The organism is Aminobacter sp. BE322 (assembly GCF_050433525.1).
Taxonomy (GTDB): Bacteria; Pseudomonadota; Alphaproteobacteria; order Rhizobiales; family Rhizobiaceae; genus Aminobacter.
In genome coordinates, this window is the sequence record NZ_JBNPXB010000026.1 from 16517 (window position 1) to 43500 (window position 26984).

Annotated in this window: 14 protein-coding genes and 1 pseudogene; 7 read left to right on the forward strand and 8 right to left on the reverse strand. The window is 64.6% G+C overall.

Going from position 1 to position 26984, the window contains the following annotated elements; genetic code table 11:
- Position 1 precedes the first annotated feature (1 nt).
- Genes J2X50_RS23175 through J2X50_RS23195 form a run of 5 tightly spaced genes read left to right on the forward strand, consistent with a single transcriptional unit; the run spans position 2 to position 5183 of the window.
- Positions 2 to 1063, forward strand: a complete 1062-nt coding sequence (locus J2X50_RS23175; RefSeq protein ID WP_429098387.1) for a substrate-binding domain-containing protein — start codon at positions 2 to 4, stop codon at positions 1061 to 1063.
- A 60-nt stretch (positions 1064 to 1123) separates the two neighbouring features.
- Positions 1124 to 2188 carry a substrate-binding domain-containing protein gene (locus J2X50_RS23180; protein WP_429098389.1) on the forward strand — a complete coding sequence of 355 codons (1065 nt, stop codon included), beginning with the start codon at positions 1124 to 1126 and terminating at the stop codon, positions 2186 to 2188.
- A gap of 47 nt (positions 2189 to 2235) precedes the next feature.
- Entirely contained in the window at positions 2236 to 3213 is a 978-nt protein-coding gene (locus tag J2X50_RS23185; protein WP_429098391.1) for an ABC transporter permease, read from the forward strand.
- Between the two features lie 11 nt (positions 3214 to 3224).
- Positions 3225 to 4424: an alanine racemase gene (locus tag J2X50_RS23190; protein WP_429098393.1), complete on the forward strand. Its 1200-nt coding sequence runs from the start codon at positions 3225 to 3227 to the stop codon at positions 4422 to 4424.
- 9 nt (positions 4425 to 4433) lie between these two features.
- Entirely contained in the window at positions 4434 to 5183 is a 750-nt protein-coding gene (locus tag J2X50_RS23195; RefSeq protein WP_429098394.1) for an ATP-binding cassette domain-containing protein, read from the forward strand.
- Between the two features lie 239 nt (positions 5184 to 5422).
- On the opposite strand, the gene J2X50_RS23200 is transcribed toward J2X50_RS23195, so the two are convergent.
- Positions 5423 to 9313 carry a TonB-dependent receptor gene (locus J2X50_RS23200; protein WP_429098396.1) on the reverse strand — a complete coding sequence of 1297 codons (3891 nt, stop codon included), beginning with the start codon at positions 9311 to 9313 and terminating at the stop codon, positions 5423 to 5425.
- Entirely contained in the window at positions 9310 to 17553 is an 8244-nt protein-coding gene (locus J2X50_RS23205; protein ID WP_429098398.1) for a DUF7507 domain-containing protein, read from the reverse strand. The genes J2X50_RS23200 and J2X50_RS23205 overlap by 4 nt, the downstream gene beginning before the upstream one ends.
- A gap of 513 nt (positions 17554 to 18066) precedes the next feature.
- Here J2X50_RS23205 and J2X50_RS23210 point away from each other — a divergent pair.
- Positions 18067 to 18300 (forward strand): annotated as a pseudogene (locus J2X50_RS23210) (amino acid ABC transporter permease); the annotation flags it as partial.
- A gap of 259 nt (positions 18301 to 18559) precedes the next feature.
- Here J2X50_RS23210 and J2X50_RS23215 read toward each other — a convergent pair.
- From J2X50_RS23215 to J2X50_RS23240, 6 genes are all read right to left on the reverse strand, one after another.
- On the reverse strand, positions 18560 to 18898 hold the full coding sequence (locus J2X50_RS23215; RefSeq protein ID WP_429098399.1) for a slr1659 superfamily regulator: 339 nt from the start codon (positions 18896 to 18898) through the stop codon (positions 18560 to 18562).
- Positions 18899 to 18911: 13 nt separating this feature from the next.
- A complete protein-coding gene (locus J2X50_RS23220) occupies positions 18912 to 19472 on the reverse strand; it encodes a slr1658 superfamily regulator (protein WP_340041294.1) in 561 nt (186 codons plus the stop codon).
- Between the two features lie 4 nt (positions 19473 to 19476).
- The gene (locus J2X50_RS23225; RefSeq protein WP_429098401.1) at positions 19477 to 21846 is read right to left on the reverse strand and encodes a SpoIIE family protein phosphatase; all 2370 of its coding nucleotides are present in this window, start codon (positions 21844 to 21846) and stop codon (positions 19477 to 19479) included.
- Positions 21843 to 22976 (reverse strand): methyltransferase domain-containing protein, encoded by a 1134-nt coding sequence (locus tag J2X50_RS23230; protein ID WP_429098403.1) that lies wholly within the window; start codon positions 22974 to 22976, stop codon positions 21843 to 21845. Before J2X50_RS23230 ends, J2X50_RS23225 begins: the two co-directional genes overlap by 4 nt.
- Before the next feature lie 35 nt (positions 22977 to 23011).
- Positions 23012 to 23539 carry a ubiquinone biosynthesis methyltransferase UbiE gene (locus tag J2X50_RS23235; protein ID WP_429098405.1) on the reverse strand — a complete coding sequence of 176 codons (528 nt, stop codon included), beginning with the start codon at positions 23537 to 23539 and terminating at the stop codon, positions 23012 to 23014.
- Between the two features lie 138 nt (positions 23540 to 23677).
- Positions 23678 to 25360 (reverse strand): putative bifunctional diguanylate cyclase/phosphodiesterase, encoded by a 1683-nt coding sequence (locus tag J2X50_RS23240; protein ID WP_429098410.1) that lies wholly within the window; start codon positions 25358 to 25360, stop codon positions 23678 to 23680.
- Positions 25361 to 25830: 470 nt separating this feature from the next.
- On the opposite strand from J2X50_RS23240, the gene J2X50_RS23245 reads away from it, so the two are divergent.
- A partial coding sequence (locus J2X50_RS23245; protein WP_429098406.1) for a hypothetical protein occupies positions 25831 to 26984 on the forward strand: 1154 nt, incomplete at its 3' end.

A 26984-nucleotide genomic window follows, 5' to 3' on the forward strand; every position in this document is an offset into this window, starting at 1 on the left:
CATGATCATCAAGAAGATGCTTGCAGCTGCCCTGGCGGGCAGCCTGATGCTTGCCGCCGGTGCTGCCACCGCGCAGACAGTCGGCCCCTCGGGAGAGACCGCGACGCCGAGCGCGGACGTCGCCCTTTCGGACGCAGACATCGGCGCCCTGAAGGACAAGGGCTACAAGGCGGCGCTGCTGTGGCACACCTCGTCGGACTTCACCAATGCGGTTTCGGCCGGCGCCAAGGATGAGTTCGCCCGCGCCGGCGTCGAGGTCGCGGTGACCACCGATGCCGGCTTCGACGCGGCGCGCCAGCGCAGCGACATCGAGACCGCGCTCGCGGCCAGGCCCAATGTCATCCTGGCGCTGCCGCTCGACCCGGTGACCTCGGCCGAAGCCTTCCGCCAGGCAGTCAAGGACGGCACCAGGCTGGTGTTCCTGTCCAACCTGCCGAGCGGCTACAAGCACGGCACCGACTATGCCGCGATCGTTACCGACGATCTGTTCCAGATGGGCAAGCAGGCCGCCGACGCGCTTGCCAAGTCCATCGGCGGCAAGGGCAAGGTTGGCTACATCTTCCATGACGCCACCTACTACGTCACCAACCAGCGCGACCAGGCGTTCAAGACGACGATCGAAAAGAGCTACCCCGACATCAAGATCGTCGCCGAGCAGGGCATCTCCGACCCGGCGCGGGCCGAGGAACTGGCCAATGCCATGCTGCTGCAGAACCCCGATCTCGACGGTATCTACGTGACCTGGGCAGAGCCCGCCGACGGCGTGCTCTCGGCCCTGCGTTCCAGCGGCAACGCCAGGACCAAGGTGGTGACGCTCGACCTCGCCGAACCGGTGGCGCTCGACATGGTCAAAGGCGGCAACGTGACCGCGCTCGTCGCCGACAAGGCTTACGAACTCGGCCGCGCCATGGCCGCAGCCGGCCTCAAGTCGCTGCTCGGCCAGCAGACGCCGGCCTTCGTCGTCGCCCCGGCGCTGACGGTGACCAAGGACAATGTCGCCGAGGGCTGGAAGGAATCGCTGAACCGCGATGCGCCGAAGTCGGTGCTCGACGCAGCCAAGTAGTCCAGTCGCCCCGGCGGCGATGAGCTCGCCGGGGCAATCATCTGCCCGGGAGGAACAGTCATGCGCATGACATTGAGGGCGCTCGCCCTTTCCGCAGCGATGCTATCGGCGACCGCGGCACTTGCCGCCGACGGCGCCACCAAGGGTCCGAATGGCGAGCAGCCGACGCCGGCAAAGAGCGTCGTGCTGACCCCGGACCAGGAACGGAAGATCAGGGGCGGCAAGTTCACCGCAGCCCTGGTCTGGCACGAGATGAGCGAATACACCAACGCGGTGAACTCCGGCGCGCATGACGAGTTCAAGCGCCTGGGCATCGAGGTGATCGCCCAGACCGATGCCGGTTTCGACGCTGCCCGGCAGAAGGCCGACGTCGAGACGGTGATGGCCAAGAAGCCGTCGATCATCGTCTCGCTGCCGGTCGACCCGGCGACCGCCGCCGTCGTCTACGACCCGGCACGCAGCGCCGGCGTCAAGCTCGCCTTCGTCGACAATTCGCCGGCGGGTTATGTCCATGGCAAGGACTACGTGACCATTGTCTCCGACGACCTGTTCCAGATGGGCAACAAGGCCGCCGTCGCCATGGCCGACGCGCTCGGCAAGAAGGGCAAGCTCGGTTTCATCTTCCACGACGCCGATTTCTACGTCACCAACCAGCGCGACGGTGCCTTCAAGGCGACCATCGAGCAGGACTATCCGGAGATGAAGATCGTCGCCGAGGCCGGCATGGCCGACCCCGCCCGCAGCGAGGAGATCGCCCAGGCGATGGTGACCCAGCATCCCGATCTCGACGGCATCTATGTGACCTGGGCCGAGCCGGCGCTGAGCGTGCTGTCGGCGCTGCGCAATGCCGGCAACAGCCGCACCAGGATCGTCACGCTCGACCTCAACGAGCCGGCCGCGCTCGACATGGTCAAGGGCGGCAACATCGCGGCACTGGTTGCCGACGAGGCATACAATATCGGCGTGACGGCGGCGCGGTCGGCTGCAGGCGCGATGGTCGGTGTCGACCAGAAGCCGTTCCTCGTCGTCGACTCGCTCGCCGTCACCAAGGCGACCGTGGCCGAGGGGTGGAAGACGTCGCTCAACAAGGATGTGCCGGCGAGCGTCGCCGAGGCCGCAAAGTAGTTATCCGGGCGGGGGGCTGGCGCCCCCTGCCACAAGGAGGAAGAAAGATGCCCCCAGCCAACACCAGCCTCACGGGCCAGCAAGCCGGCCTGGCCAGCCGCATCAACCTGCAGCAATACGTCGTCTATCTCGGCTTCCTGGCGATCTTCCTGTTCTTCGCCATCGTGCTCAAGGACAGCGGCTTCCTGACGGTCCGCAACCTTTCCAACATCGTGCTGCAGACGGCACCCGCCACCGTAATGGCCATCGGCCTGGTCTTCGTCATGTCGGCAGGTGAGATCGACCTTTCCATCGGCTCGACTGTCGCCGTGGCCGCACTGGCGGCAGCGGTCACGATCAACGAATACGGGCTGGTCGCCGGCGTGCTTGCCGGCCTGGGCGCCGGTCTGCTGATCGGCTTGCTCAACGGCACGCTGGTCGCCTATGTCCGGCTGCCGTCGTTCCTCGTGACGCTTGCGACCATGGGATTGTTTGCTGGCGTCGCCCGCTCGATGACCAATTTGCGCTCCATCCCCGTCACCGACAGCACCTTCACCGGCTTCTTTGGCTCGGGCGCGTTCCTCGGCATCCCGTCGCTGATCTGGTGGACGGCGATCACTGTCGCCTTCGGCCACATCATCTACCGCGAGACGCGCTTCGGTGCCCATGTGCTTGCGACCGGCGACAATGCGCGCGCGGCCAGCGTGTCGGGCATCAGCGTGCCGCGCATCCGCCTGGCCGTGCTTGCCGTCAGCGGCGGCCTCGCCGGTCTCGCCGGCCTGCTCTATGCCGGCCGCCTGCAGGCGGCGAAATACACGCTCGGCGAAACCGACCTGATGACGGTGATTGCCGCCGTCATCGTCGGCGGCACGCTGCTCAACGGCGGCAAGGGCTCGGTCGTTGGCGCCCTCGTCGGCTCGCTGATGATGGGCATGCTCAACAACGGCCTGATCCTGATGGGCCTTTCCGTTTCCGACCAGATGATCGTTCGCGGTCTCATCATCCTCGCAGCAGTGGCCGTGTCGCTGCGCGAAAAGTCCCGCTGAAGGAAGCTCATATGTTTCTCGACGTCCTGCGCCGCCGCAACCCGGCCTTCATCGAAGCGGCGATGGCCCTGCACCAAAAGGGCAAGATCCCGGCCAACGCCTATGTGCTCGATCTCGACGCCGTCGAGCGTAATGCCGGCGTTCTCAGCGCCGAGGCGCGCCGCCTCGACCTCAAGATCTTCGCCATGACCAAGCAGGTTGGCCGTTCCAGCTCGTTCTGCCGGGCGGTCAAGCGCGGCGGCATCGATGGCGCCGTCGCCGTCGACATGGCCTGCGCCCGCGCCACCCATAAGGCGGGGCTCAAGGTCGCTCATCTCGGCCATCTGCAGCAGGTGGCCCGCCACGAGGCCGCTGCCGCTGCCGCGACCTTCAAGCCCGACTACTGGACCGTCTTCAATGACACCAAGGCCGAAGAAGTAGCCTCGGGCGCGCAGGCCGCCGGCCGCACGCAGGACCTTCTGGCCCGTATTCACGCCGAGGGCGACACCTTTTACCGCGGTCATGAGGGTGGCTATGCTGCCGCCGACGTTGCTGCGGTCGCCGACCGCTTCGACGCGCTGGCCGGCGGGCGCTTTGCCGGCATCACCACCTTCCCAGCGCTGCTGTTCGACCATGCCAGCCGCAAGGTGGTGCCGACGCACAACCTGGCGACGCTGACCAACGCGGCCGAGGCGCTGGCCAAGTCAGGGCGCAGGGACATCGAGGTCAACGCGCCGGGCACCACGTCGAGCGTGATGCTGGCGGCACTCGCAGAGGCGGGCGCGACACAATGCGAGCCTGGCAACGGCCTGCATGGCACCACTGCGCTGCATGTCATGGAAGACCTGCCGGAGCTGCCTGCCGTGCTCTACCTGACCGAGGTCTCGCACCTTTCGGGCGGCAAGGCCTATTGCTTCGGCGGCGGCTTCTACATCGACCCGATCTTCCCCGACTACGACGTCAAGGCGATCGTCGGTTCGGAGCCGACGATCGCCTCGGGCGCATTGCGCAGCGTCGAGGTGCCGCCACCCTCTGCCATCGACTATTACGCCATGATCGACGCGACCGGCGCCGGCGCGCCGAAGCCGGGCGACACGGCCGTCTTCGGCTTCCGCGGCCAGGCCTTCGTCACGCGCGCCTATGTGGTCGGCGTCTCCGGCATCTCGAAGGGCGCGCCCAGGGTGGAAACGATCGAGAACGGCTTCGGTGAAACCGCCGCCTGGCCGGTCTAGGAGGGTGAGATGACCGCAATCCAAGCAGCCCCTGTTCTCAAGCTCATTGACATCCGCAAGACCTTCGGCGGCATCACGGCGATCGAGAATTTCTCGCTGGAGGTGCGTCCAGGCGAGATCGTCGCACTGGTCGGCGACAACGGCGCCGGCAAGTCGACGCTGATCAAGATCATCTCGGGCGTCTACACGCCGACCTCGGGCACGATCACCATCGAAGACGAGACCGTGACCATGGCGAATGCGACGATGGCGCGCGCCCATGGCATCGAGGTGGTCTACCAGGACCTGGCGCTGGCCGACCAGCAGACGGTCTACATGAACATGTTCCTCGGCCGCGAGCCGGTGAACGGCTTTGGCCTGCTCGACCGCCGCAGGATGATCGCCGAGACCGAGCAGTTGGTGAAGGAACTCGACGTCCGCATCCCTTCCGCCCACGCCGCCATCCGCGATCTCTCCGGCGGCCAGCGCCAGGGCGTGGCGATCGCCAGGGCGACGCATTGGGCGAGCAAGCTGATCCTGCTCGACGAGCCGACGGCGGCGCTCGGCGTCGCCGAGACGGCCAAGGTCGAGGAGATCGTCCAGTCGCTGAAGCAGCGCGACATCGGCGTCCTGATCGTCAGCCACAGCCTCGACCAGGTGTTCAAGCTGTCGGACCGCATCTGCGTCCTCCGCCGCGGCCGCCAGATCGGCATTCGCGAGACGACGAAGACCGACAAGAACGAGATCATCGCCATGATCACGGGCCTGCAGCAACACTGACGACCTGCTGATTTTGCGGGTAGCTCGCGACGCTCGTCATCAGGTTACGGTAGCGTTCCAGGCCGACCATCACTTGGTCGAGCGGGCGCGACACGATTGGATTGCCCGGCAGATCGGGCATTGCGGCGGTGAAATGGGAGGCAACGATTCCATGTTGTCGGCTTCAAATGGCCCTTCGTCGCCCGAGGATGAGGGCAGATGTTGACTCCAGCGTCGATCGATCGCGTCGAGGCGATTCGTCAGAACTTGCCGACGACGTTGAGGAATGCTCCCATGTCGTCGAGCGTCTGGTCACGAAGGTCGTCCGAGAAAGCACCGAAATTGTAGCCTACGCCGACCTTGAAGTTCTCGCCGACGTGACGATAGACTGCCAGCAGCGCGCCGTAATCGACGGTGCCCTGATCGGGCATGGAAAGCACTCTGCCCTCGACCAGCGCATCCCAGTCCTTGACGATATGCAGGTCGGCCCTGAGGATCCCGAGATGGGCCGACGAACGCTGCCATTCGGTCTCGAATGCCGCGCCGCCGCCGGCGCTGCGCTCACGGTAGCGAACCTGGCCGATGCGGAAGCCGTATTTGGCGCCGACCGACAGCCACGGCAGCAGATCATAGGTGAAGTCTGCCGACATGATGTGGCTGCGCTGCAGCGGGCCATACTGGTCGCCTGTGACCGCGCTGACCTGGTCGGAGCCGGGGAGGTCGTACAGATAGGTGTACTTGAACAGGGCGTTGAGCCGGTCGTTGTCAACTGGGCGATAGGCATAGCCGAGCGACGCCTCGACATAATCGCCGTCGCGGAACGATCGGCGGCACGCGTCGGTACCGGCATCGCAGTTGCCCGCATCCGACCAGACGCCTTCGAAGTTGGCGATCATGCGCCAGTCCGGCGTGGTCTTGAGCGAAAGCCCGGCGGCGAGCAGGTATGTATTCTGGTCACGCGTATTGTCGTCGGAATCGTCGAAACGCGCCTCGCCGCGAACCCGCCCGGTGATGCCCTCGTCTTCGTTGTTGTAGCCGACCGACACGGAAACGGCCTTGCGGTCGATGTTCTCGCGATACTCGTATGTTCCGGTCGGCTTGCCGTCATCGTCGAGCACGGCGTAGACGCCGTCATCCTCGATCAGCCCGGCCTCGAACGAGGCATTCACCGTCCAGAGCGTGTCGGGCGTGTAGATGACACCGTAAGTCTGGTTGAGCGAGCGGCGCGAGCCGAACATGTCGTAGCTGTCTTCGGAATAGACCGAGACCTCGTCGCCGAGCCTGTGCTTGACACCGGCGACGATCTCGCCGCGATCGGTGCCGATCAGGTCGTAGCTGCGGTCGAGATCGAAGGCGCGGCCGGGATCGAGCCGGTAGCCGATGTAGTACTGGTCGTCGGCAGTCGGGCTGTAGGTGACGGCGGCCAGGCCGCCCAGGCCTCCGGTGCCGTAGGATACTTCCGCATCGAGGCCGACCTTCTCGGTCAGCTTGAGCTCGGTGCCGACACCGATGCGGTCATTGCGGCGGATGTCGCCCGACCTGGACAAGGTGCCCTGGCCGAAGCCGTAGAACATCTGGTCGTCGTTTGGCCGGTACTCCACGCGCATGCCGGCATCGAGCCGGTCGCCGTTGTAGCCGCTGCGGTAGCGCGACGCCCTGGCGCGCAACGGATCGTTGAGCTCCGTATAGGTGATGCCGAAAGTCACCTTCCAGTACTCGTCCATCTGCCAGCTGACAGCGCCCTCGCCCTTGCGCTTCGTCCGGATCCTTGCTGGCGCCTCGGGATCGCCGATCGGATAGACATAGCGGTTGTAGTCCGCGGCGCGGAAATCGTCATATTTGAGATCGACCGTGACCGCGTCGTCGACGTCAATATTCGCAAACGCGCCCCAGATGCGCTCGTCGCCGTCCGACTGTTCGGAAAGCGTCGAGAAACCATCCTCCGTCTTCTCGAAGTATCCGCCGACCGTGCCCTTGGGTCCATTGTCGAAGACGTCCTCGAGCCCGACCTGGCCGCGCACGCGGTAGGCCATTGCCGACTTGTTGCGCTGCCCCGATGAAGGCAGGTCCTCGATCGTCAGCCCGCCGTCGAGCGAGCGCGAGCGGCCGAAACCTGGCCCCTTGGAATTGGCGACTTCGGCCTCGAGGAACGTCTTGTCGGAATGGCGGATCTTGATATCGGCGCCGAGTGCACGCTGGTCGGCATCGCCCGTCGTTTCATTCATGCCGGTGACGCCGATGCGCACCTTGTCGTTGATCCAGTGCTGGCCGCGGCCGCCATAGACGTAACCGTCAACGTCGCCGGCAACCGGGGTGTACTCGTACTGGGCGACGACATAGGCCTTGTTGCCGCCCAGAGCGCCGTCGCGCACCGGGCCTGATGTGCCCGCGGTGGACAGGACAGGCCGCTTGAGCAGCAAGGTACCCTGCATGTAGTCGAAGCTGTAGTCTTCGCCATAGCGAAGCGTGCGACGTTCGATCAGCCGGCCGGTGACCGCGTCACGGACTTCGATGGCGATGGTTTCCGAGCCCGCGGTGATGTCCTGCCGCTTCATCCAATAGAACGAGCCGGACCCCAGGAATTCGTCGCGCTGCGGCAAGGTATCGGGCTGTGCCGCATAGAGCGTGGCCTCGGTCTTGCGTTCGCCGAAGCTGGTGGTCTGCGCCGAGCGGTAGACGCCATTCGCGCCATAGAGCCCACGGTCGGACCGGATGAATTCGGTGCCGTTGATGGTGGTCTTGTAGCTGCCCCACATCACCTGGCTGTCGCCGCGCTCGAGGCGGACATAGAACTTGCCCTTGGTCGGCGCGTCCTCGATCGCGGTCGAGTCGTCGCCGTAGACGGGATAGTAGTCGTCCGGATCTAGGCGCCGCAGTAGACTGCGCGGATCCTTGGCGTCGAGATTGCGGAACATCTCGTCGATCGGAGCTTCGCCGGTGTCGCCGGCCGCCGTCAGCAGGTATTTCCCCTTGATCTTGCCCTTGAGATAGTAGGCCAGCCGGCCCTTGGTGTAGATCTTGTCGTATTCGCCGGGACGAACGTCCTCGATATGATCGTCTCCGGTCCGCTTGCCCACGGTGAAATCGGCGAGCGCGACGTAGAACCAGTCATTGTTGGGAATGTTGATCTGGCGGCGGAAATCCAGCGCGCTGTCCTTGCCATCGCCCTGCTTGACGACGCCGACATCGACGTCGTGCTCGCCGGGCGGCAGGATACGCTGGACGATGAAGGCGTTGTCGGGGTCGACGGGAATGATCTCGCCGAGGGCGCGCACCTGATGCCCCGCCGGGACCCGGCGGCCATAAACCGTTACGGCACCACCATTGATCTGGATGTTGCGCAAGGCGGTACGGTCTTCGCCCATTCCAGGTGCGGTCGCCTCGCGCGGCAGCACCGGTGACAGATCCTTCTCGGTGCGGGCGATCGACAACGGCGCGGTTTCGTCGAAACGGCCGTTGGCATCGTAGACACGCAGAAGATAGCGATACTCGACGTCCTTGCCGGTCAGCCGGTCGACTTCCGCCGGCATGGTCCAGCTTGCCTTGCCATTGATGACGACGGGAATGACCGCGCGCGGCTCGTCGCCGGCCCGGTCGTTCGAACCATAGATGCGGATTTCCGAGCGGCTGATGAAGGCGGGGTAGTTGGCGGTCGCCAGGAAGTCGATCTGCTCGCCGGGCCTATAGGCGCGCCGCACCGGCATGGTCGAGATGTTGAGCGTCGGACGGGCATCGAGCCCGTCGAACTTGACCTGGATGTCCACGGCCTTCAGCCCGATATCCGTCTTGCGCTGCGCGTCGATCTGCTTTGCCGCCGGCTTGCGCGGTCCCTTGGCTGCCTGGCCTTGCCGCGCGGTCGAGCTGCGGTCGAGCTGTTCGCCGTCGACGCTGATCGAGAACGGTATGTCGCCGGCATCTTCAGGCGTTTCGCGCTCGGTGTTCTGGCCGGTCTTGACCGTGCCGCCGCTGTTGTTCAACGTCTTGCCATGCAGGCCGGGCTTGCAGCTTTGGTCGATGCAGTCGTCACCACCCTGCGCTTGGACAGGACCACTGAGCGCCAAGGCGATGAAGACGCAGCTGGCCATGAGGCAGGCACGGACGTGGCCATTGACCTGCCGAGCAGAGACATTGGGGATCAGGACGGTGTTCATTGGCCTGTCTCCACGCGCGTTTCAATTCCGAGCCTGTACCGCCCCCCAGCGGCGTTCCATCGTTCGAGAATCTCGGCTTCGAGATGTCGCACGCGCCGTTGCGCAAGATCCTTGTCGGCGCCGGCGTCGACATAGCTCAGCCGCAGCACCGACTGCTCCTTGCCGAGCACGTCGATCAGCTGGTCGAGCCCCTTCGCCCAGTTCGGCTTCAGTGCGACGCCACCGCTTTCAAAGGCTGCGCCCTTGAGGTCGAGGCGGACGACACGGCCGATGCTGGCGCCGAAGTTCAGCTTGGTCATCTTGCCGGCGGTCAGCCGCACGACACGCGGGTTTTCGGTCGTCACGCGATAGCCGGTCGGCAAGGTGCGCTCGTCGAGCTTCATGATGAAGTTCGAGCCGATGCGCTTGTCCGGCATGTCGGCGCAGGCGACGTGGAAGCGCCCATGCTGGTCGGTGGTGATCAGCCGCCCCCTGACGGTGACGACCCGGATGCCCGGCAATCCAGGCTCGCCTTCGTCCTGGTAGCCGTTGCGGTTGAGGTCGTCGAACACCTTGCCGATGATCTCGCCGCAATCGAAGATCGGTTCCGCGATGATCTCGACCCAGGCGCTCGCTTTCGGCGCAAGCGGTTTGCCGGCTTCGTTTGTGGCGATTGCAGTGTTGATATGCCGCCCCGGCCCGGCCGTGCTGAGCGCCACCATCTGCAGCCGGATCTCGACCTTGGCGTTGGGCGCGATGTCCGCGATGGTGAAGCTGACATTGCGCCCGGAGACTTCGGGTGCAGCCTCGGTGCCGTGAACGGTGCCCGAGCCTTCGACGTAGCGGAAGCCGACCGGGATAGTGTCGGTGACGATCACCGGGCCGACATTGCGGGACAGGTTGTTTTCAACGATGATGGTGAACGAGGCCTTCTCACCGATCCTGATCTGCCGGATGTTGGCTTGCTTGGTCAGCTTGAGATCGCTGGGGGAGCCGAGCGGCAGCCCAAGTATGGTACCGCTTTGCGGCGACGCGACCCGAGTGCCGCTCGCCTGGCCGCCTTCGGTGTAGCCTTCCGCCACGGCGGTGTTGCTCACGCCATCGGTGACGCCGGCGGCGGCATCGACGTCCGCGCTGCTCATTGTGTAGGTCGCGGTGAACTGGACACCTGACCCGGGTTCGATCGCAGCCACGCTCGCCGGCGTGAACGCCGACAATGCGTTCGTTCCAGGCTCACCGTCAAAGCTCGGCCCTGCGTCGCTGGGAGCGACGTCGTAGAGCGTGACGTTGCCATTGTTGGTGACGCTGAAGCGATAGGTAATCATATCGCCCTCACTACCAATGACCCCGTCGCCATTGGTGTCGGCGACCGCATCGGCTGTCTTGATCAGCGTCAGACCGGGCGCCGGCTCGATCGGCACGGTCGTCGGGTCGTCGCGACCCGGCAGACGGGGGTCGTCGGAGGGATTGGTGATCGGGTCGCCAGTCGGTGGCTGGCCGGTAGCAGTCGCCTGATTCACCACCTTGCCTGCGTTGATGTCTGCCAGCGTCAAGGCATAGGTGGCCGTTGCCGTGCCGCTCGACGCGCCTTCGCCGGCAGGGGTCAATGTCGACGGCGTCACCGCAAGATTGGTCACCCCGATACGCGTGTCGTCGACTGTCACGCCGGTCAGCGTGACGTTGCCGAGATTGGTCGCGACGAAGGTATAGGTGATGGTGTCGCCGGGATCGGCACGGCCGTTGCCATTGAGATCGTTGATCTCGCCGGCGGTCTTGCTCAGGGCGAGCGACGCCGCCTGCGTCGCGGTCACCGTTGCGGTGTCAGTTGGCGAAGTGGTCGTTCCGGAATGCGCCGACGCAATGTTGACGACGGTCCCGGCGTTGAGATCTGCCTGGGTGATCGTGTAGCTGCCGGTGCAGGTCAGTGAACCCGAGGGGGCAAGACCGCCCAGTGGCAGCGGCGCGCACTCGATGGTTTCCGAAGCGATCTTGTCATCGGCAATCGTGATCGGTTCGGTGATGGTGGTGTTGCCGTTGTTGGTCACGAGGTAGCTGTAGGCAATGATGTCGCCGACCTGGTCGTACGGCTCGCCGGAGGTCACCGTCTTGTCCAAGGTCAGCGCCGGTGCCCGGTTGATGGACGTCGTCGAGGTGCCGGTGCCGGTGACCGGGTCGCCGCCGTTGGGCGTGCCGGTTGCCGTTGCGATGTTGACGAAGGTGCCGGCATCGATGTCGGCTTGGGTCAGCGTGTAGGTGGCTGTGGTGCCGCAAGCAACCGCGGCCGTGCCGGGTGCGAGCGGTGCGACCGGGCAAGCGACCGCTCCACCCAGTTTGGGATCGTCGACGGTGACGGGATCGAGCGTTACATTGCCGGTGTTGGTCACCGCGAAGGTGAACTCGATCGTGTCGCCAATGTCGGGACCGTTGCTGTCCAGGTCATTGATTGCCCCGGCAGTCTTCGTCAGCGCGATCGACGGCGTCTGCGTCGCAGTCGCCGTCTCGCTCGCCGGAAGGGATGTCGTAGTGCCGTCGGTCGCGGTCGCCGTGTTGGTCACCGAGCCATTGTCGATGTCGGCCTGGACGATGGTGTAGCTGGCCGTGCACGTCAGGGAGCCGTTCGGGAGCAGGCCGCCCACCGGCAGCGCCGGGCAGGACACCGATGCGATCTTGTCGTCGGCAACGCTGATCGGCTGGGTGATGGTGGTGTTGCCGCTGTTGGTCACCACATAGCTGTAGGCGACGGTGTCATTCACCGCGTCGTAGGGATCGCCCGCCGTCGCCGTCTTGATCATCGTCAGGCCCGGCGTCTGGTTGATGGTCGTCGTTGCGGTATCGCTGTCGCTTGCCGTGCCGCCGCCAGGCGCGGTGAATGTCGCGGTTGCCGAGTTGACCAGTGCAGTGCCCGCGTTGATATCGGCCTGCGTCACCTGATAGGTCGCAGTGTAGGTCCAGGTTTCGCCGACATCGAGCACGCCAGCCGTTCCGCCGTCACCCGAGCGCGGACCGACCGTTACCGTGCCGCCATTGGACAAGGTGTCGACGATGTCGCCCGTCGGAGGCGTCAGCGAGACATTGCCAAGGTTCTCGACCGTGATGGTGTAGGTCAGTTGGCCCGGCGCGGCGATCGAGTTACGGTCGACGACCTTGTCGACCTGCAGGCGTGGCGCCTGGGTGATCGTCGTTGTTGCGCTGCTGCTTGCGGCTGTCGGCGTCTGCGTGCTGACGACCGAGACCTGGTTGACGCGGTCCGCGCCGGTGTCGATTTCAGCTTGTCCTACGGCATAGCTGGTCGTGTAGGTCCAGCTTTCGCCGACATCGAGCGTCCCGTTTGGCGAAATGCTCTCGCTCGGTCCCGTCAGCACGGCGGTTGTGCCGTTCGGCAGCGTGTCGGTCGGCGTCACGCCGGTCAGGGTGACGTTGCCGGTGTTGGCAAGGGTGATGGTGTAGTTCAGCGTGCCCGGCGCCGAGATCGACGTCCTGTCGACAGTCTTCTCGACCGAAAGACCGGGGTTTGACGAAATCGTGGTGGTGGCGGAGCCGGTTTCCGGGGTGGGCGTCTGCGTGCTGACGACCGAGACCTGGTTGACCCGATCTGCGCCGGCGTCGATCTCCGGCTGCTCGACGGCATAGCTGGTCGTGTAGGTCCAGCTTTCGCCGACATCGAGCGCCCCGTTGGTCGAGATGCTCTCGCTCGGTCCCGTCAGCACGGCGGTGCTGCCGTTCGGCAGCGTATCGGTCGGCGTCACGCCGGTCAGGGTGACGTTGCCGGTGTTGGCAAGAGTGATGGTGTAGTTCAGCGTGCCCGGCGCCGAGATCGACGTCCTGTCGACCGTCTTTTCCACCGAAAGCGCAGGCATGCCGGTGACGTCGGTCGTGGCGGAGTCATTGCCGCTGACGTTCGGGCCTGCCGGCGGGGTGGCCTCGACCGAGACCGAGTTGACCAGATCGGCACCAGCGTCGATGTCGTCCTGGTCCGCAGCATAGGTGATCGTGTAGGTCCAGGTTTCGCCGACATCCAACGCACCATCGGCCGGCAGAACGCTCTCCGTCTCGCCAGTCAGGAGGACGGGGCCGGCCGCGCCGGGCAACGTGTCGTTGGCAGCTATGCCCGTCAGCCTGACATTGCCGGTGTTGTGGACGCGAATGGTATAGGTCAGCGTTCTCGGCGCCGCGATAGAGGTCACATCGACGGTCTTTTCAACTTCTATGTCCGGCACTTCGTTCTCGTCGGTGACCGCCGTGGCCTCCTTCGGAGTAGGCGTCTCGGTCGTGGTCACCGAGGCCGTGTTGACCAGCGTCGTCGGATCGTCGAGGTCGGCCTGGGTGACGGCATAGGTGGCCGTGTAGGTCCAGGTTTCGCCGACATCGAGCTTGTAGTTGGCCGGCAGGATGCTTTCGGTCGGGGCGCTCGGCGTGAGGGTGACGCCGTTCGACAGCGAATCCGTCAGGCTCACCCCGTTCAGTTCGACATTGCCGGTGTTGGTCACCGTGATGGTGTACGTCAGCAGCTCGCCGGCGTTTTCAACCCGGACCTTGTCGACTGTCTTGTCGATCGCGAGCGAATGAAACTGGGTGATCGTGGTGGTGGCCGAATCCTGTGGCGACGGCGTCTGGGAGGTCGTCACCACGACCGTGTTGACCAGATCGGTGCCCGCCTCGATCCGCGCCTGATCCACGCCATGACTCATGGTGTAGGTCCAGACTTCGCCGACATCGAGCACGCCGTTCGCCGAAATGCTTTCGGTCGGTCCGACCAGCACATCGAGGTCGGGCCCGCTGGCGGCAACAGGCGCAATTGTGCCGTTCGGCAACGTGTCGACAGGCGCGACGCCTGTCAGCGACACATTGCCGGTGTTGGTCAGCGTCACCGTGTAGTGCAGCGTCGTCGGACCGGAAATCGTCGTCTGGTCGACGGTCTTGTCGGTCGTGAAGGACGCGTTGCGGGTGATCGTCGTCCTGGCATCGTCGCTGGCCGGCGTCGGTGTCTCGGTCGTGGTCACCGTTGCCGTGTTGGTCAGCGGCGAAGCAGCCGAATTGATCGCCGCCTGATCGACGGTATAGGTCAGCGTGTAGGTCCAGGTCTCGCCGACGTCGAGGTCCGCAGTGGGCGTGACTGTGGCGCCGGTCTGGACAGGGGCGGGCAAGGTCGCCGCACTGCCGTCCGGCAGGGTGTCGGTGACATTGACGCCGGTCAGCGTGACATTGCCGGTGTTGCGGACGGTGATGGTATAGGTCAGCGTTCCAGGCGCCGAAATCGACGTCTGGTCGACGGTCTTGTCGATGACCAAAAGCGGATTGCGTGTGATCGTTGTCTTGGCGTCGTCGCTGGCGGGCGTCGGCGTCTGCGTTGTGGTCACCGTCGCCGTGTTGGTCAGCGGCGAGGCCGTCGAATTGATCGCCGCCTGATCGACGGCATAGGTCAGCGTGTAGGTCCAGGTCTCGCCGACATCGAGATCTGCAGAGGGCGCACCGGTGGCGCCGGTCTGGACAGGGGCCGGCAAGGTCGCCGCACTTCCGTCCGGCAGGGTGTCGGTGACATTGACGCCGGTCAGCGTGACGTTGCCGGTGTTCCGGACGGTGACCGTGTAGGTCAACGTTCCCGGTGCCGAAATCGACGTCTGGTCGACGGTCTTGTCGATGACAAGACTGGGCGCCGCGGGCGTGATCGGCACCAACTTGTCGTCGCCGCCGCTGACTGCGCCGGTGCTCGTCGAGCCATTTGCGGTTGCGACGTTGTCCAGTGGCTGCCGGGCATCGACCTCGGCCTGGGTGACCATGTGGCTGTAGCTGGCGCAGGTTGCCGTGGCGCCGGGCGAAAGCGTCGTTGGTGCGCAGCTCAGCGTTGTCGCTGGCGCCCCGTTCAAGCTGTCGCTAACGGCAAGGCTGGTGATCGTCAGGTTGCCGGTGTTCTGCACGGTGACGCTGTAGGTGATGATCTCGCCCACATCCGCGGTGCCGTTGGCAATGACCGTATCGTCGAGCGCTGCCGTCTTGGTCACTGCCATCCGGCGGGACCGCGGGATCGTCGTCGTGGCCGTGCTTGTGCCGGTGACGATCGGGCCGGCAGGGGGCGTGCCCGACGCTGTCGCCGTGTTGGCGAAGGTGCCGGCGTCGATGTCGGCCTGGGTCAGCGTGTAGGTCGCCGTCGTGCCGCAGGCGGCGGAAGCGCCGGGCGCGAGCGGCGTGACCGGGCAGGCGATGGCGCCGCCGAGCTGCGGGTCGCTGACTGTCACCGGATCGAGGGTGACGTTGCCAGTGTTGCTGACCGTGAAGGCATAAGAGATCGTGTCGCCGGCATCCGGACCATTGCCATCGACATCGACGATGGCGCTTCCTGATTTCGTCAAGGCGATCGACGGCGCGTTGGCAATCGGCGTGGTCGTGGTCGACGGTGGGCTGGTGGTTTCCGGACCGGTCGGAGGCGTGCCGCTGACGGTAGCCGAATTGTTGACGACGCCGGAGTCGATGTCGCTCTGGACGAGGGTGTAGACAACGGTGGCCGTGCCGGTGCCGCCGGGTGCGATGGCTGCTGGTGTGACCGCGAGGTTCGAAACGCCGATACGGGAATCGTCGACATTGACCGAGGTCAGAGTGACGTTGCCGGTGTTGGTGACGGCGAAAGTGTAGGTGATCTTGTCGCCGGCGTCGTTGCGGCCGCTGCCGTTGGAATCGACGATCGCCCCCGCCGACTTGACCAAGGTCAGGGCCGGGTTCGCGGCGATCGTCGTCGTCGTCGTCGATGGCGGGCTCGTAACGGCCGGGCTCTCCGGCGGCGTGCCGGTGGCGGTTGCGGAGTTGCTCGCCGCGCCGGCATTGACCTCGGCCTGTGTGATGGTGTGGACGCCGGTGCAGGTCGCAACCCCACCGGCAGCAAGCGTCGTCGGTACGCAACTGGCTGGCGTGTCGAGCTTGGCGTCGTTGATGACGATGCCGGTCAGCGTGGTGTCGCCGGTGTTGGTCACCGTGAATGTGTAGGGAATCTGGTCGCCGGCGTCTGGACCGTTGCTGTCGAGATCGCTGATCGCCCCGGCTGACTTGGTCATGGATATCGCCGGGGTGCGGGGTGTGTTGGTGAAGACGCAACTGATGTCGTCGCCCTGCACCGGCGTCACGCTGCCGCTGCGCACCGCCCCGCCGGGCAGGACGGTCGTCGACGTGGCATTGGCATTGGTACAGGAGAGCGATGCTCCGTAGCGCCCCTGAGAGTTGACGCTGCCTGGGGCCATGGCTTCGGACACGGTGTAGGCCGTTCCGACCGCTATGTTTGACAGCTGCGCCTGGCCAGTGGCGGTCGAGCCGGTACCGGTCGTGTTGACACTGACAGGGCCATTGGTGCCCGCGATCGATAGCGCGAACTGGTCGCTCGCCGCGAGGCGTACCCCGGTCAGCGCCTTCGTCACCGTGATGCGCGCATCATTGTCGAGGATCGTGTAGGTGGCAGCCGCATTGGCCGTCGCGCCGCAGATCTGCGTGCCCGCGATCGTGTAGGTGGCCGGATTGGGCGTGATCGTCAGGACGATGGTTTCGTTCGGTTCGATCGCCGTATCGTTGAGGATGACGATACCGGTCGCGATGGATTGCGTGCCGTCATAGTCGCCGGCCGGCACCGTGACGTTGAAGGACGCACTGCCGCCGGGGGTCGTGTAGTCGGTGCCGAGCGTCGCCGTGCCTGATACCGTCACCTTGACGATGATCGCGGAGGTCAGCGTGCCGGAAACCCTGATGGTCGGAAGGTTCGCCGTCGGAATGTTCTCGAGGCCGGACTGATTTCCCGGCTGGAACTCGAGATACGGTGTCAGCGTGATCTGGATGTTGTCGAGGAAGTTGCCGTAGGAAATGCCGCCGGAACTGGAAATGGCTTCAAAGCCGAGCGTCTGGATGCCCGAGGTGCCCGTGTATGTATAGGTGCCGGTGCGGGTCGCCCAGGCCGTACTGCCAGTCGAGGACCGCACGATTTGCGTGCGCGTGCCGGTCGGCGTCGGGGCGATGTTGAAATCCATGACGTCGGTGCCGGAGCGGCCCCGATGCGAAAACTGGTAGGCAAACTGTTCGCCGTTGACCAGACAGACGTTCTGGTAGAGCCGGGATGCCTCGGAAGCATTGAGTTCGGCGTGCTGGGTGCCGGCGGCGGATGTCACTCCATTGAAGCCATTTGCCCATAGCTCGATGGAAGGACCGGCCGTGGCGGCAAGGGCGCAGTTGCCGCCGGGAGCCTGACTGGAATGCGTCGTCTCCCAGCCCGGCACTTGGGACGACGACATGATTCGAAAGCAGGCAGTGGAGCCTAGGTTGGGCTGCTCGAAGCTCTGGTTTATGAAGCTGCGTTGCACAGCCTGGGCGGCTGCGGGAGCGGTAAGGCCAACAAGGATAAAGGCGAGCAACGACAGGCACGCTGAGTGCCACCGAATTCCGCATTCAGGTGCCATGGGGGGCTTTGTTTCCTTGGTCTCGTCAGAACGCGAACGAGCAGAGCTGAGGAAACAGAGCGCGCTTCAACCGTCAGTTTCAGTTCGGGCACAACCCGGCTCTCGGCCGGCGTCGCTGCAGCAAACTGCCTACTTGTCTCTGCCTATGATGGCAGAGTGTTGAATGTCACTTGAATCCTTCACCATTCCCGCCGCATTCCCGCCCCCAGGTTGCTGCCGGTCGTGAATCTTCATCGCCTGAAACCCTGAGTCGTGCAACCATGGAGAACCTTTCGGTTCCAGTAAGGTAACTGTCTGTTGCATTGCGGCAACAATTGAGGGTTGTGATAATATATCAGAAATTACGATGCACGCGTTCTGTGGCGCGTCATCATTCCGCAGGCGATGAAGTCCATCGTGCCGCCGACCGGCAATCAGCTGATCTGCATGATCGAGGCGACTTCGCTGGTCGGCGTCATCGCCATGGCCGATCTGCTCTACTCCGTTCAGTCGATCTACAACCGGATATTCGAGATCATCCCGATGCTGATGGTCGCGGTGCTCTGGAACCTGTTCATCACCTCGATCCTGGACGTCGGGCAGGGCGCGCCGCGACCGAAGACCGCGAGCCGATATTCGTGCGCCTCGCGTCCCTGGGCATTCGAGGAATGCTACCGGTCTCCTGCCAAATGCCAAACGACGACTTGGAGAAAAATCAAAGCCCGCGTGGCAAAACCATGCGGGCTTCTTGGGGGCTCTGAAGCGCGACGCATGCGAAGGGACGGCCGCCCCGCGGATCAATCGGGGCATATGCCCTGCGGTCGAGGCGACACCGCTGGCGGCAAGGCCTGCCGCCGTGGGCTCAGTTGATCTGCAGCGTCACAGCGGGATGAAGCTTCTTGAGGTTGGGCAGGGACTTTGCCTGCCACGGGAATTCCGAACTGCCGCGCACGACCAGGCGGACATCGGCATGCTTGCGGACCTCTATGGTGAATTTCGCCAGGAGATTGATGCCGGACGAGTTGAGGAATTCCAGGTCCCGGAGGTCGAGCGAGATCTCGGCGGGCTTCTGCTCGAGCACGTCCAGCATCAAGGCGAGGATCGGGGCATAGGCATCGGAGCCCGAGAGCCGCATGGTGCCGTCGAAGAAGATCTCGCCTGCCTCGGTCCACACGCGATAGTCGTCGGTTCTTATTTCCATAATATGATGTCCGTCAGTTTCTCATCTCCGAGACCGGGATGGTTGCGTAGGTCTCGAGGTGTATGCGGTTGACCGCCTCGGTGGGGCTGAAGATCCATGCCAGCCGGGCGCCATAGTCGCTCATCAGGGTGAGCAGTCCCAGGCCGGAGCCGGTCGCGTCGGCGTCTTCGGCATTGGCTTCGATGCGGCGGATCAGATGGTCGGCCGGGTCGCCCATGGTGATTTCGGCAAGCAGGCGCTGGAAGTCGGCGGCGGAGGCCTCGGCGATGACGTTGGTCACCTTGACCTTGAAGTTGCCCTGCTCCATCGCCGCCTCGACCACGATTTCGCCCGGCTCACGGAACTTCAGCGCGTTCTCGATCAGCTCGTTGACGAGATAGCCGATATTGTGCCGCACCTCCTTGTAGTCGTTGCGCGACGCGTGGAAGGGCAGCGCGAACAGCTCGGCGAAGAAGTCCGAAGTGGTGGCGCAATGGTGCCATTTGAGTTCGAGCGGCCCGTCGAACAGCGTGACGCGGCTGATGCTTTCCCTCATGCCGATGGCAATATCGGCCGGTCCATACAACGTGGTCATGGTCTCACCTGTGCCGCATGACGACGAGCGTGATGTCGTCGTGAATCTTCCTGGCGCCGATATGCTCCATCAGATCCTCTACTATACCGGTCTTGATCTCTTCGGCAGAGCCGCCGTGGCGTTGTCGCGCACTTTCGCACAGGCGATCGAGGCCGAACAACTCGCCGTCCTCGTCCTCGGCCTCGGTCACCCCGTCGGTGTGCAGCACGATTACGTCGCCGCTGTCGAACGGGATGTTGCGGGTGGCGACGAAGGGCGTGATGTCGCGCTCGAGGCCGACCGGAAGCCCGAGGTCGAGCGTGTCGATGCGCTCGACCTCGCCGCCGGCACGCACGACGAGCACTTCCTCGTGCTGTCCCGACAGGGTCATGCGTCCGCCGTCGTAATCCAGGAAGGCCAGCGACAGATGCTTGTCCGAGTTGGTGCGCTCGATGTTCTTGTAGATCGCCCGGTTGAGCCGGTCGAGGAACTGCAGCGGGTCGCCGTCTCCCGTCTCCTGGAGGGCGCGGGCGACCGACTGCACCATCAGCATCAGCACGCCGCTCTCCAGCCCGTGGCCGGTGACGTCGCCGATGCCGACCTTGACCCGCGACCCGTTCTGCAGCACGTCGTAATAGTCGCCGCCGACCTCGTCGGCCGGCCGCATGTAGGCTGCGATCTCCACTTCCGGAATGGCCTCCAGATCGCGCTCCTTCGGCAGCACCATCATCTGGATCTGGCGGGCGACTTCCAGCTCGGCGCCGAGGCGCAGGTTCTCGCTGCGCAGCTTTTCGTTGAGGCTCGATATCTCCTGGTTGGCGTCTTCGAGGTCGCGGGTGCGGTCGTCGACGAGCTGTTCGAGGTGCTCGGTGTTGTAGCTGATCTCCTGCGCCATGCGGTTGAACGCGACGCCGACCTCGCCGACCTCGTCACGCGTTGGAATGTTCACGCGGACCGAATAATCCTTGTTCTGCAGCCGGCGGGCCGCCCCGGCAAGCGCGCTCAGGCCGGCGGTGATGCGCTTGGACAGGCCGAAGACGGCCGCAAACACGATCAGCAGCGAGACCATGATCGCGAGCAGCTGGTAGAGCAGGATGCGGTTGGTCGCCTGCGAGATGCTATTCTGGGCGGCAAACAGCGACGCGTAGATCTCGCGTTCCGGCACCACGATGCCGACGGACATCGCCTGGGCCTGGATCGGCCCGGAGGTCCAGAGATTCGTCTGCTTGAGCTTCTTCAGCACGACAATGTAGGGAACCCCTTCGCCACCCTGGTTCAGCGTGATGTGCTGGACGACGCCGTCATCGTTCTGGTCGAAAGCGAGCGCGGCGATCGCCGGCTGGGTGCTGCCGCCGAGCGAGCGCTCCAGGCCGGTGACGCCTTCGCCGGCCTTGCCGCTCGACGAAACCAGGCCGATGGTCTCTTCGCCCTTGGGATTGATGGCGACCACGTTGCCGTTGGACATGGTCAAGAAGCCGAAGCCGCTGTCGGCGACCCTGACGTTTTCCACGACCTCGGCGAGCTGGTCGAGCGTGATATCGGCGCCGGCCGCACCCGCCACGCCGCTGCGATCGGGAGTCCACAGCGGATGGAAGAAGCTGACGATCAGCTTGCCGGTGATGGCGTCGGTGTAGGGTGCCGTCTGGGTGATGTCGTTGCCGCTGACGCCGCGCGATTCCGGCTTCGCCGCCCATTGCTCCCACGAACCGTAGATGCCCGGGAAGAAGAACTCCCAGAATTCGGCCTTGTTGTGCCCGGGATAGAGCCGATCGAAGGTCTGAGCCTGATCGGTGTAGGGTGCGGTCCTGAAGATCGGCCGCTCCTTGGGCCCGATATAGTACATCTGCAGCTTCGACGAGCCCGTGGTCAGCAGGCTGGGCGCAACCAGGTCGAGGACGGCGCTGTTTTCGATCTCCTCCTGCACAGCCGGCAGCGGCTTGCGGTCCGGGCCGAGCAGATAACCCCAGACGCTGACGACGGAGGGCGCGCCCGGCAGGTTCTGGGCCCAGTCGCCCTGAGCGTTGTAGACCACCGACACCGAGTTCGCGGCTTGGCGCGCCAGCGTCGCGCCGACCTGCTTCTGCCTGTCGGGATTGTCGATCTGCGCCTGCAGCACGCCGGCCAGCGAATTCACGTCCGCATGCACGCGGTCGAGCAGAAGGTCGACGCGGGATGCCGTGGATTCGGCGTAGGAGCGGATATAGGCTTGGTTGGCCTCGGTCAGGCCGGCGCCGACTTCGGAGGTAGCGTCCTCGGAGAGCCGCTGGACGTTCCACAATGCCAGGCCGCCGCTCATCAAAAGGTCGAACAGCACGGCGCCGCCGACGACCAGAACGAACTTCGCCCGGAAGGAGCGCAACCCGAATCGCGGCGTCTCCTCGGCGGGGGCGCTCATGACGGCTTGCGCCCGGATGCGGCCCAGATCGGCCACCCAGCATAACCCTTCGGGTGAAGGGCGGCGTAGATGTGATCCCGGAAGCCCTGGCGGAAGCGCTTGACGAACTCCGGCGAATCGCCGCGCTTGGCGGCCATGTCGCCGGCGTATACGTCCTCCCAAGCGGCGATGACGTCGGCGAAGTCGTTCGGGTCGCCATCGAGGTTCGTCACCATGAACTGCTCGACCCTGATGTCCTCGAAGCCGGCTTCGGCGAGGTAGCGCCGGCTCTTCGGCCCCAGTTCCACGTCCATCTCGAAATGCTCGAACAGCCTGGCGACCTCGTTGTAGGTCCACTGTATGCTTTCTGCACGCGGTTCGCCCAGGCAGTGCGAGTTCTTCTCGTTGGTGATGTAGACGCGCCCGCCGGGCTTGCAGATCCTGAGCAGTTCCTTGAGGATGAGATCCGGCCGGTTGAAGATCTGCAGCGAGTGTCGGCATGTCACCAGGTCGAACTGGTCGTCGTCGAGCAGCATTTCCGACGCATCGCCATAGGTATATTCGATGCCGCGGACGTCGAATTCCTCCGCCACCTTGCGCGCGTAGGCCAGGCTGGAGCGGGAATGGTCGAGCGCCACGATGCGCGCCGGCTCGAACTCCTTCTGCACCAGCATGGCGAAGTCGCCGATGCCGCAGCAGATGTCCGCCATGGAAATCCCCGGACGCATGCCGTGCCGTTCGAGTATCGAGCGCTCGTGTCGCCAGGTCATCTTCGTCTGCGTCCGCAGGATCGGGATGAAGCCGCCTTCCTCGAGGAAGCTCTGCCCGGGATAGAAGGCGCTGTCATATTCCTCGACCGTGATGTTCGGCTCGATCTTGCTCAGCCGGCTGAACTTGCGTGTCGTCCAGCCGACCACACTCGAGGTGACGACCACGAATTTGAGGTCGGGCCGCATCCGGCAGGCATCGACGATGATCCTCGAGAAGGCATGGAACGCGACGTTGTTCATCTGCGCCAGGCGCCGGACGTTGAGGTATAGTACGCCTCGTACGCGGTCTATGGCCTCCTTGAGCAGGCTGAGGCTGGGGGCGAGTTCGTCGATCGACTGGGGTCTCACGCTCCCCGAGAGCGTGAACTCCTGGCTGTTCATGTCGTATTGTGCCCGGAACCGGGAAGAATGCGGGCTCAATGTGCGGAACCCCCGAGCGGCAAGTCGACCACGAGCGCGATCCTGTCCTGGCCGGATGTTTCGAGCCACAACGCGGCCTCGTAGTCGACGGCCAGTTCGAGCAGCACCATATCCCGGCTCGGCGCGGTGTCGCCCGACAGCGAATTGAGATAGCGCTGCTGTGCGTCGGCACTCTGCGCCTGCAGGATCGCCTTTTCGTAGAACTGACGCTCCTCGCTTGTGCAGGCGAATGCCAGCTCGATGCGGTCGATGTGGGCGTGCCGGGAAACCTTGCACGCGATCACGCCCCCCGGATGTCGGGTCCGGAAGGCGACCTCCAGCAACTCGTTGAAGGCTGATGAGAACAGATTGGAGAACAACACCGAATCGGGCCGGTTATGGCTGATGGCCCTGGCCACGTAGTTCGAAATGTAGTCGCAGTTCATCCAGTTCGACAGGAATGCGGTCACGTCCATGTCGAGCTGGATCATCCGGCCGAACTCGCGTTCGGGACCTGGTTGTTGGGGTGCGGCATCTGCCGACATTGATATCCTCGCCGGATAGGGTGGATGCCGTGACGCAGACGATCCGCGATCCTGACATGAGCACCGGTTCGATTTTTCCGTTGTCCCGACAGGGCCTGCCCGTCGCATGCGACAGCGGCCATGCCAGGTCGGTGATGACTATTGGAAGGCTCGATCTTCCTCCGTGGCAACCAGCCTAACCCCCGAACGCTTTATAAATTCCCGTGTCGGCTGCGCCCCCTGGGCGCGGCCAAGGAAATTGCCCTGCAGGCAGTCGCAGCCTTCGTCGACGAGCCAGCGTGCCTGGGCGGCCGTCTCGACCCCTTCCGCGGTCACGCTGATGCCGAGGCCGTGCGCCAGGCCGATGATGGAGCGGACAATCGTCTGGCTCTTGCGGTCCGTCGCCAGCTCGTTGATGAAATACTGGTCGATCTTCAGCGTGTCGAAGGGGAAATTCTTGAGATAGCCCAGCGATGAATAGTGGGTGCCGAAATCGTCGAGCGAGATGCGGATGCCGAGTACGTTCAGCGTGTTCAATGTGTCCAGGTTGTCGACGGTCTGTTCGAGTAGCACCGTCTCGGTGATTTCCAGTTCGAGCCGGTCCGCCCGGATGCCGACGTTGTCGATGATCTGCGCGACCGTGTCGGTGAGCGTGCCGCTCAGGAACTGCGCCGGCGACAGGTTGACCGCCACAGTCAGCGAAGGCGGCCAGCTCATCGCCTGGCGGCAGGCCTCTTCGATGACCCAGGCGCCGATGTCGTCCATCAGGCCGTCGGCCTCGGCGATGGGGATGAACACGCCCGGTGGTATCAGGCCGATTTCCGGATGGTTCCATCTGAGCAGGGCTTCGAAGCCGACCACGGTCTTCGGCGGCCGGATCAGTGGCTGGTACTCGAGATAGAGTTCCTGCCGCTCCAATGCCATGCGCAGGCTGCGCCTGAGGTTTTCGCGCTGCTCGAGCAGCAGCATCATCGAGCGGTTGAAGACCCGCGCGCAGCCGCGTCCGTCGCGCTTTGCGGCATAGAGGGCGATGTCCGCCGCCTTCATCAGCTCCTCGTTCTCGGTGCCGTGTTGCGGCCCGAAGGCGATGCCGATGCTGGCGCCGACGAAGAGCGGGATGTCGTTGATGATGAAGGGCGCCTTAAAGGCGTCGACGATCGCCTGTGCGAGGCGTTCGGCCTCGCCCGGCTGCTGCTTGCCGGTCTGGATGACGGCGAACTCGTCGCCGGCATATCGGTATGCGCTCTCGCCCGTGCCGAGCGCGCCGCTGATGCGGTTGGCGGCGAGCTGCAGCAGCGTGTCGCCGGTGCCGTGCCCGAGCGTGTCGTTGACCGACTTGAAGTCGTCGAGGTCGATCTGGAGCAGGGCGGGACGGTCCCCCGACCTGTCGATCTCCGTCAGTATCTGGCGCAGCCTTTCGCCGAACTGCCGCCGGTTCTGCAGGCCCGTCAGGGCGTCGTGCGTTGCCTGGTGCAGCAGCTTGACGTGCTCGGCCTCCTTGTCCGCGCTGCCCTGTTCTGCGCCCGCTCCGGACAGCTCGAGAATGCCGATCCCGTCTACGGCCTTGAAGACAAGGACGCGCCGGGGGTCCCGGCCATGTCCGCCCAGGTCGATGATCGCCGGCACGCCGTGTCGCGGAACCAGTTGCAGGGCGTCCCCTGCCGCGGTCTCGGTGAGTTTCGGATAGATGTCGCGCAGATGTGCGCCCGCCGAAGCCGGGTTGCCGTGAACGTCCCGGAGCCCGGCGGCATGGCCGGTCAAGCGGAAATCACGACCGTAGAACGACACGATATCGGGCGTGTCGGCCAACAATCCCTGAAGCCGCACGTCGGTCGAGGGCAGGTCGGATGCACTTCCTCCCCTGCTTCCCCTGCCTTGCGCGCCCCGCACGTTCGCAAGCCAACGTCTCAAGCGGTACAAGTCCGCATCTCCTTACCGCTACGGAAGGCAAGCTACCACAACAGCGTAAGCCGTGGCAAACGCTTGCCGGTTGCTGTTCACAGCGTGACGACGGCTGGCGCCGTGGGCATGGCCGGCATGCGGCCGGTTGCGCGTCCTGCTGTCGGGCCGCCGGCAGGGACCTCGGTGGACCCTCGGGCACGGCCGGTCAGCTGCAACCGCTCGTTGCCCGCACCGTTGCCGTCTATCGGCCTCGTATTTGAATGAAAGATATATTGGATAATATAGGCCAAATTTACCATCATCAAAAAGTCGCCCATCCTACATATCACTATATATGCACCGAGTTTCCCATTGGTTGCAATTGTCGCTGTGGCACTGTTCTGTCGGACAACAAAACAGGGGATAGGGCGATGGCGACGACCGGCTCGCAGTTCGGCAACAATTCTGGTGAGATCGAGGGCGGCCTGGCGCTGTCCGGCAACGGAAAGTCGGGTGGCGGCAACGAGCTGCTTCTGGCGCAGGCCGAGGGCCAGCAGCAACTGCCGGCGGCCCAGGCCGAACCGGTGCCGGTCGATGCCGGTTCCGGCCAGCCGGCGCAGGCGCCCCAGCCGCAGGCTGCCGCGCCCGCCGCGGCGACCCCGACCGAATATGCCGCCGACGCCTCCAACGTGGTGCGGCTGCCGGCCAATGTTTCGGTGGACAACATCCGCGTCGACGGCGCCAACCTGGTCCTAGAGCAGGCCGACGGCAGCGTCATCGTCATCAAGGACGCCGCGGCCAACGTGCCCACCTTCATCCTCGGCGATGTCGAGCTGCCCCGCGTCGCGCTGATCGCGGCGCTCGAATCCGCCGGCGTCGACGTCGCTTTCGGTCCCGACGGCGCGATGTCGGCCGCTCCCGGCTCGGCCAACAGCTCCGGCGGCAACTTCGAGGCCCCGGTCGGCGGCATCGGCGACGGCTTCAACCTCAGCGCCCTGCTTCCGCCGACGGCACTGCAGTTCCCCGAATTCGAGCGGCGCGAGCTGTTCCCGACGGAGCGCAAGAATGGCGAGCCCGCAATCAACTTCGAGCCCGGCACGACCCTCGGCTCGGGGATCGTGGACGAGGCCGGTCTGAAGACCAATGGCTCCGTCGGTTCCGATCCCGATTCCGACAGGGAGTTCCACCAGGGCACGTTTACCCTTTCCGACCCGGACGGCCTGAGCGATCTGGAAAGCCTGACGATCAGTGCCGCCGACGGTAGCAATCCCGTCACCATCCCGATCTCCGGTCTGGTCGGCGCGACCTTTGCTGGCGAGCACGGCACCCTGACGATCACCGGCTATGATCCGGTCACCGGCGTGGTGACCTACAGGTACGAGCTGACCGAGCCGACGCAGGATGGCGCTGGCGCCGAGACCGACGTCTTCAACCTGGTGGTCTCCGACAGCGATGCGTCTTCCGCACCCGCCACGTTGACGATCAACATTGTCGACGACGTACCTGATGTCGACATTGTCGATGGCCCGAGCACGGTTGCGGAAGGTGCGACGCTGAACGGCGACTGGACCTTGACCGAGGGCGC

Bases quoted from the DNA above. Each gene is read 5' to 3' on its own strand.
- J2X50_RS23180 (WP_429098389.1), top strand. From the start codon at position 1,124: ATGCGCATGACATTGAGGGCGCTCGCCCTTTCCGCAGCGATGCTATCG.
- J2X50_RS23225 (WP_429098401.1), bottom strand. From the start codon at position 21,846: ATGAGCGCCCCCGCCGAGGAGACGCCGCGATTCGGGTTGCGCTCCTTC.
- J2X50_RS23220 (WP_340041294.1), bottom strand. From the start codon at position 19,472: ATGACCACGTTGTATGGACCGGCCGATATTGCCATCGGCATGAGGGAA.
- J2X50_RS23195 (WP_429098394.1), top strand. From the start codon at position 4,434: ATGACCGCAATCCAAGCAGCCCCTGTTCTCAAGCTCATTGACATCCGC.
- J2X50_RS23190 (WP_429098393.1), top strand. From the start codon at position 3,225: ATGTTTCTCGACGTCCTGCGCCGCCGCAACCCGGCCTTCATCGAAGCG.
- J2X50_RS23175 (WP_429098387.1), top strand. From the start codon at position 2: ATGATCATCAAGAAGATGCTTGCAGCTGCCCTGGCGGGCAGCCTGATG.
- J2X50_RS23205 (WP_429098398.1), bottom strand. From the start codon at position 17,553: ATGTCGTCGTCCCAAGTGCCGGGCTGGGAGACGACGCATTCCAGTCAG.
- J2X50_RS23215 (WP_429098399.1), bottom strand. From the start codon at position 18,898: ATGGAAATAAGAACCGACGACTATCGCGTGTGGACCGAGGCAGGCGAG.
- J2X50_RS23230 (WP_429098403.1), bottom strand. From the start codon at position 22,976: ATGAACAGCCAGGAGTTCACGCTCTCGGGGAGCGTGAGACCCCAGTCG.
- J2X50_RS23235 (WP_429098405.1), bottom strand. From the start codon at position 23,539: ATGTCGGCAGATGCCGCACCCCAACAACCAGGTCCCGAACGCGAGTTC.
- J2X50_RS23185 (WP_429098391.1), top strand. From the start codon at position 2,236: ATGCCCCCAGCCAACACCAGCCTCACGGGCCAGCAAGCCGGCCTGGCC.
- J2X50_RS23200 (WP_429098396.1), bottom strand. From the start codon at position 9,313: ATGAACACCGTCCTGATCCCCAATGTCTCTGCTCGGCAGGTCAATGGC.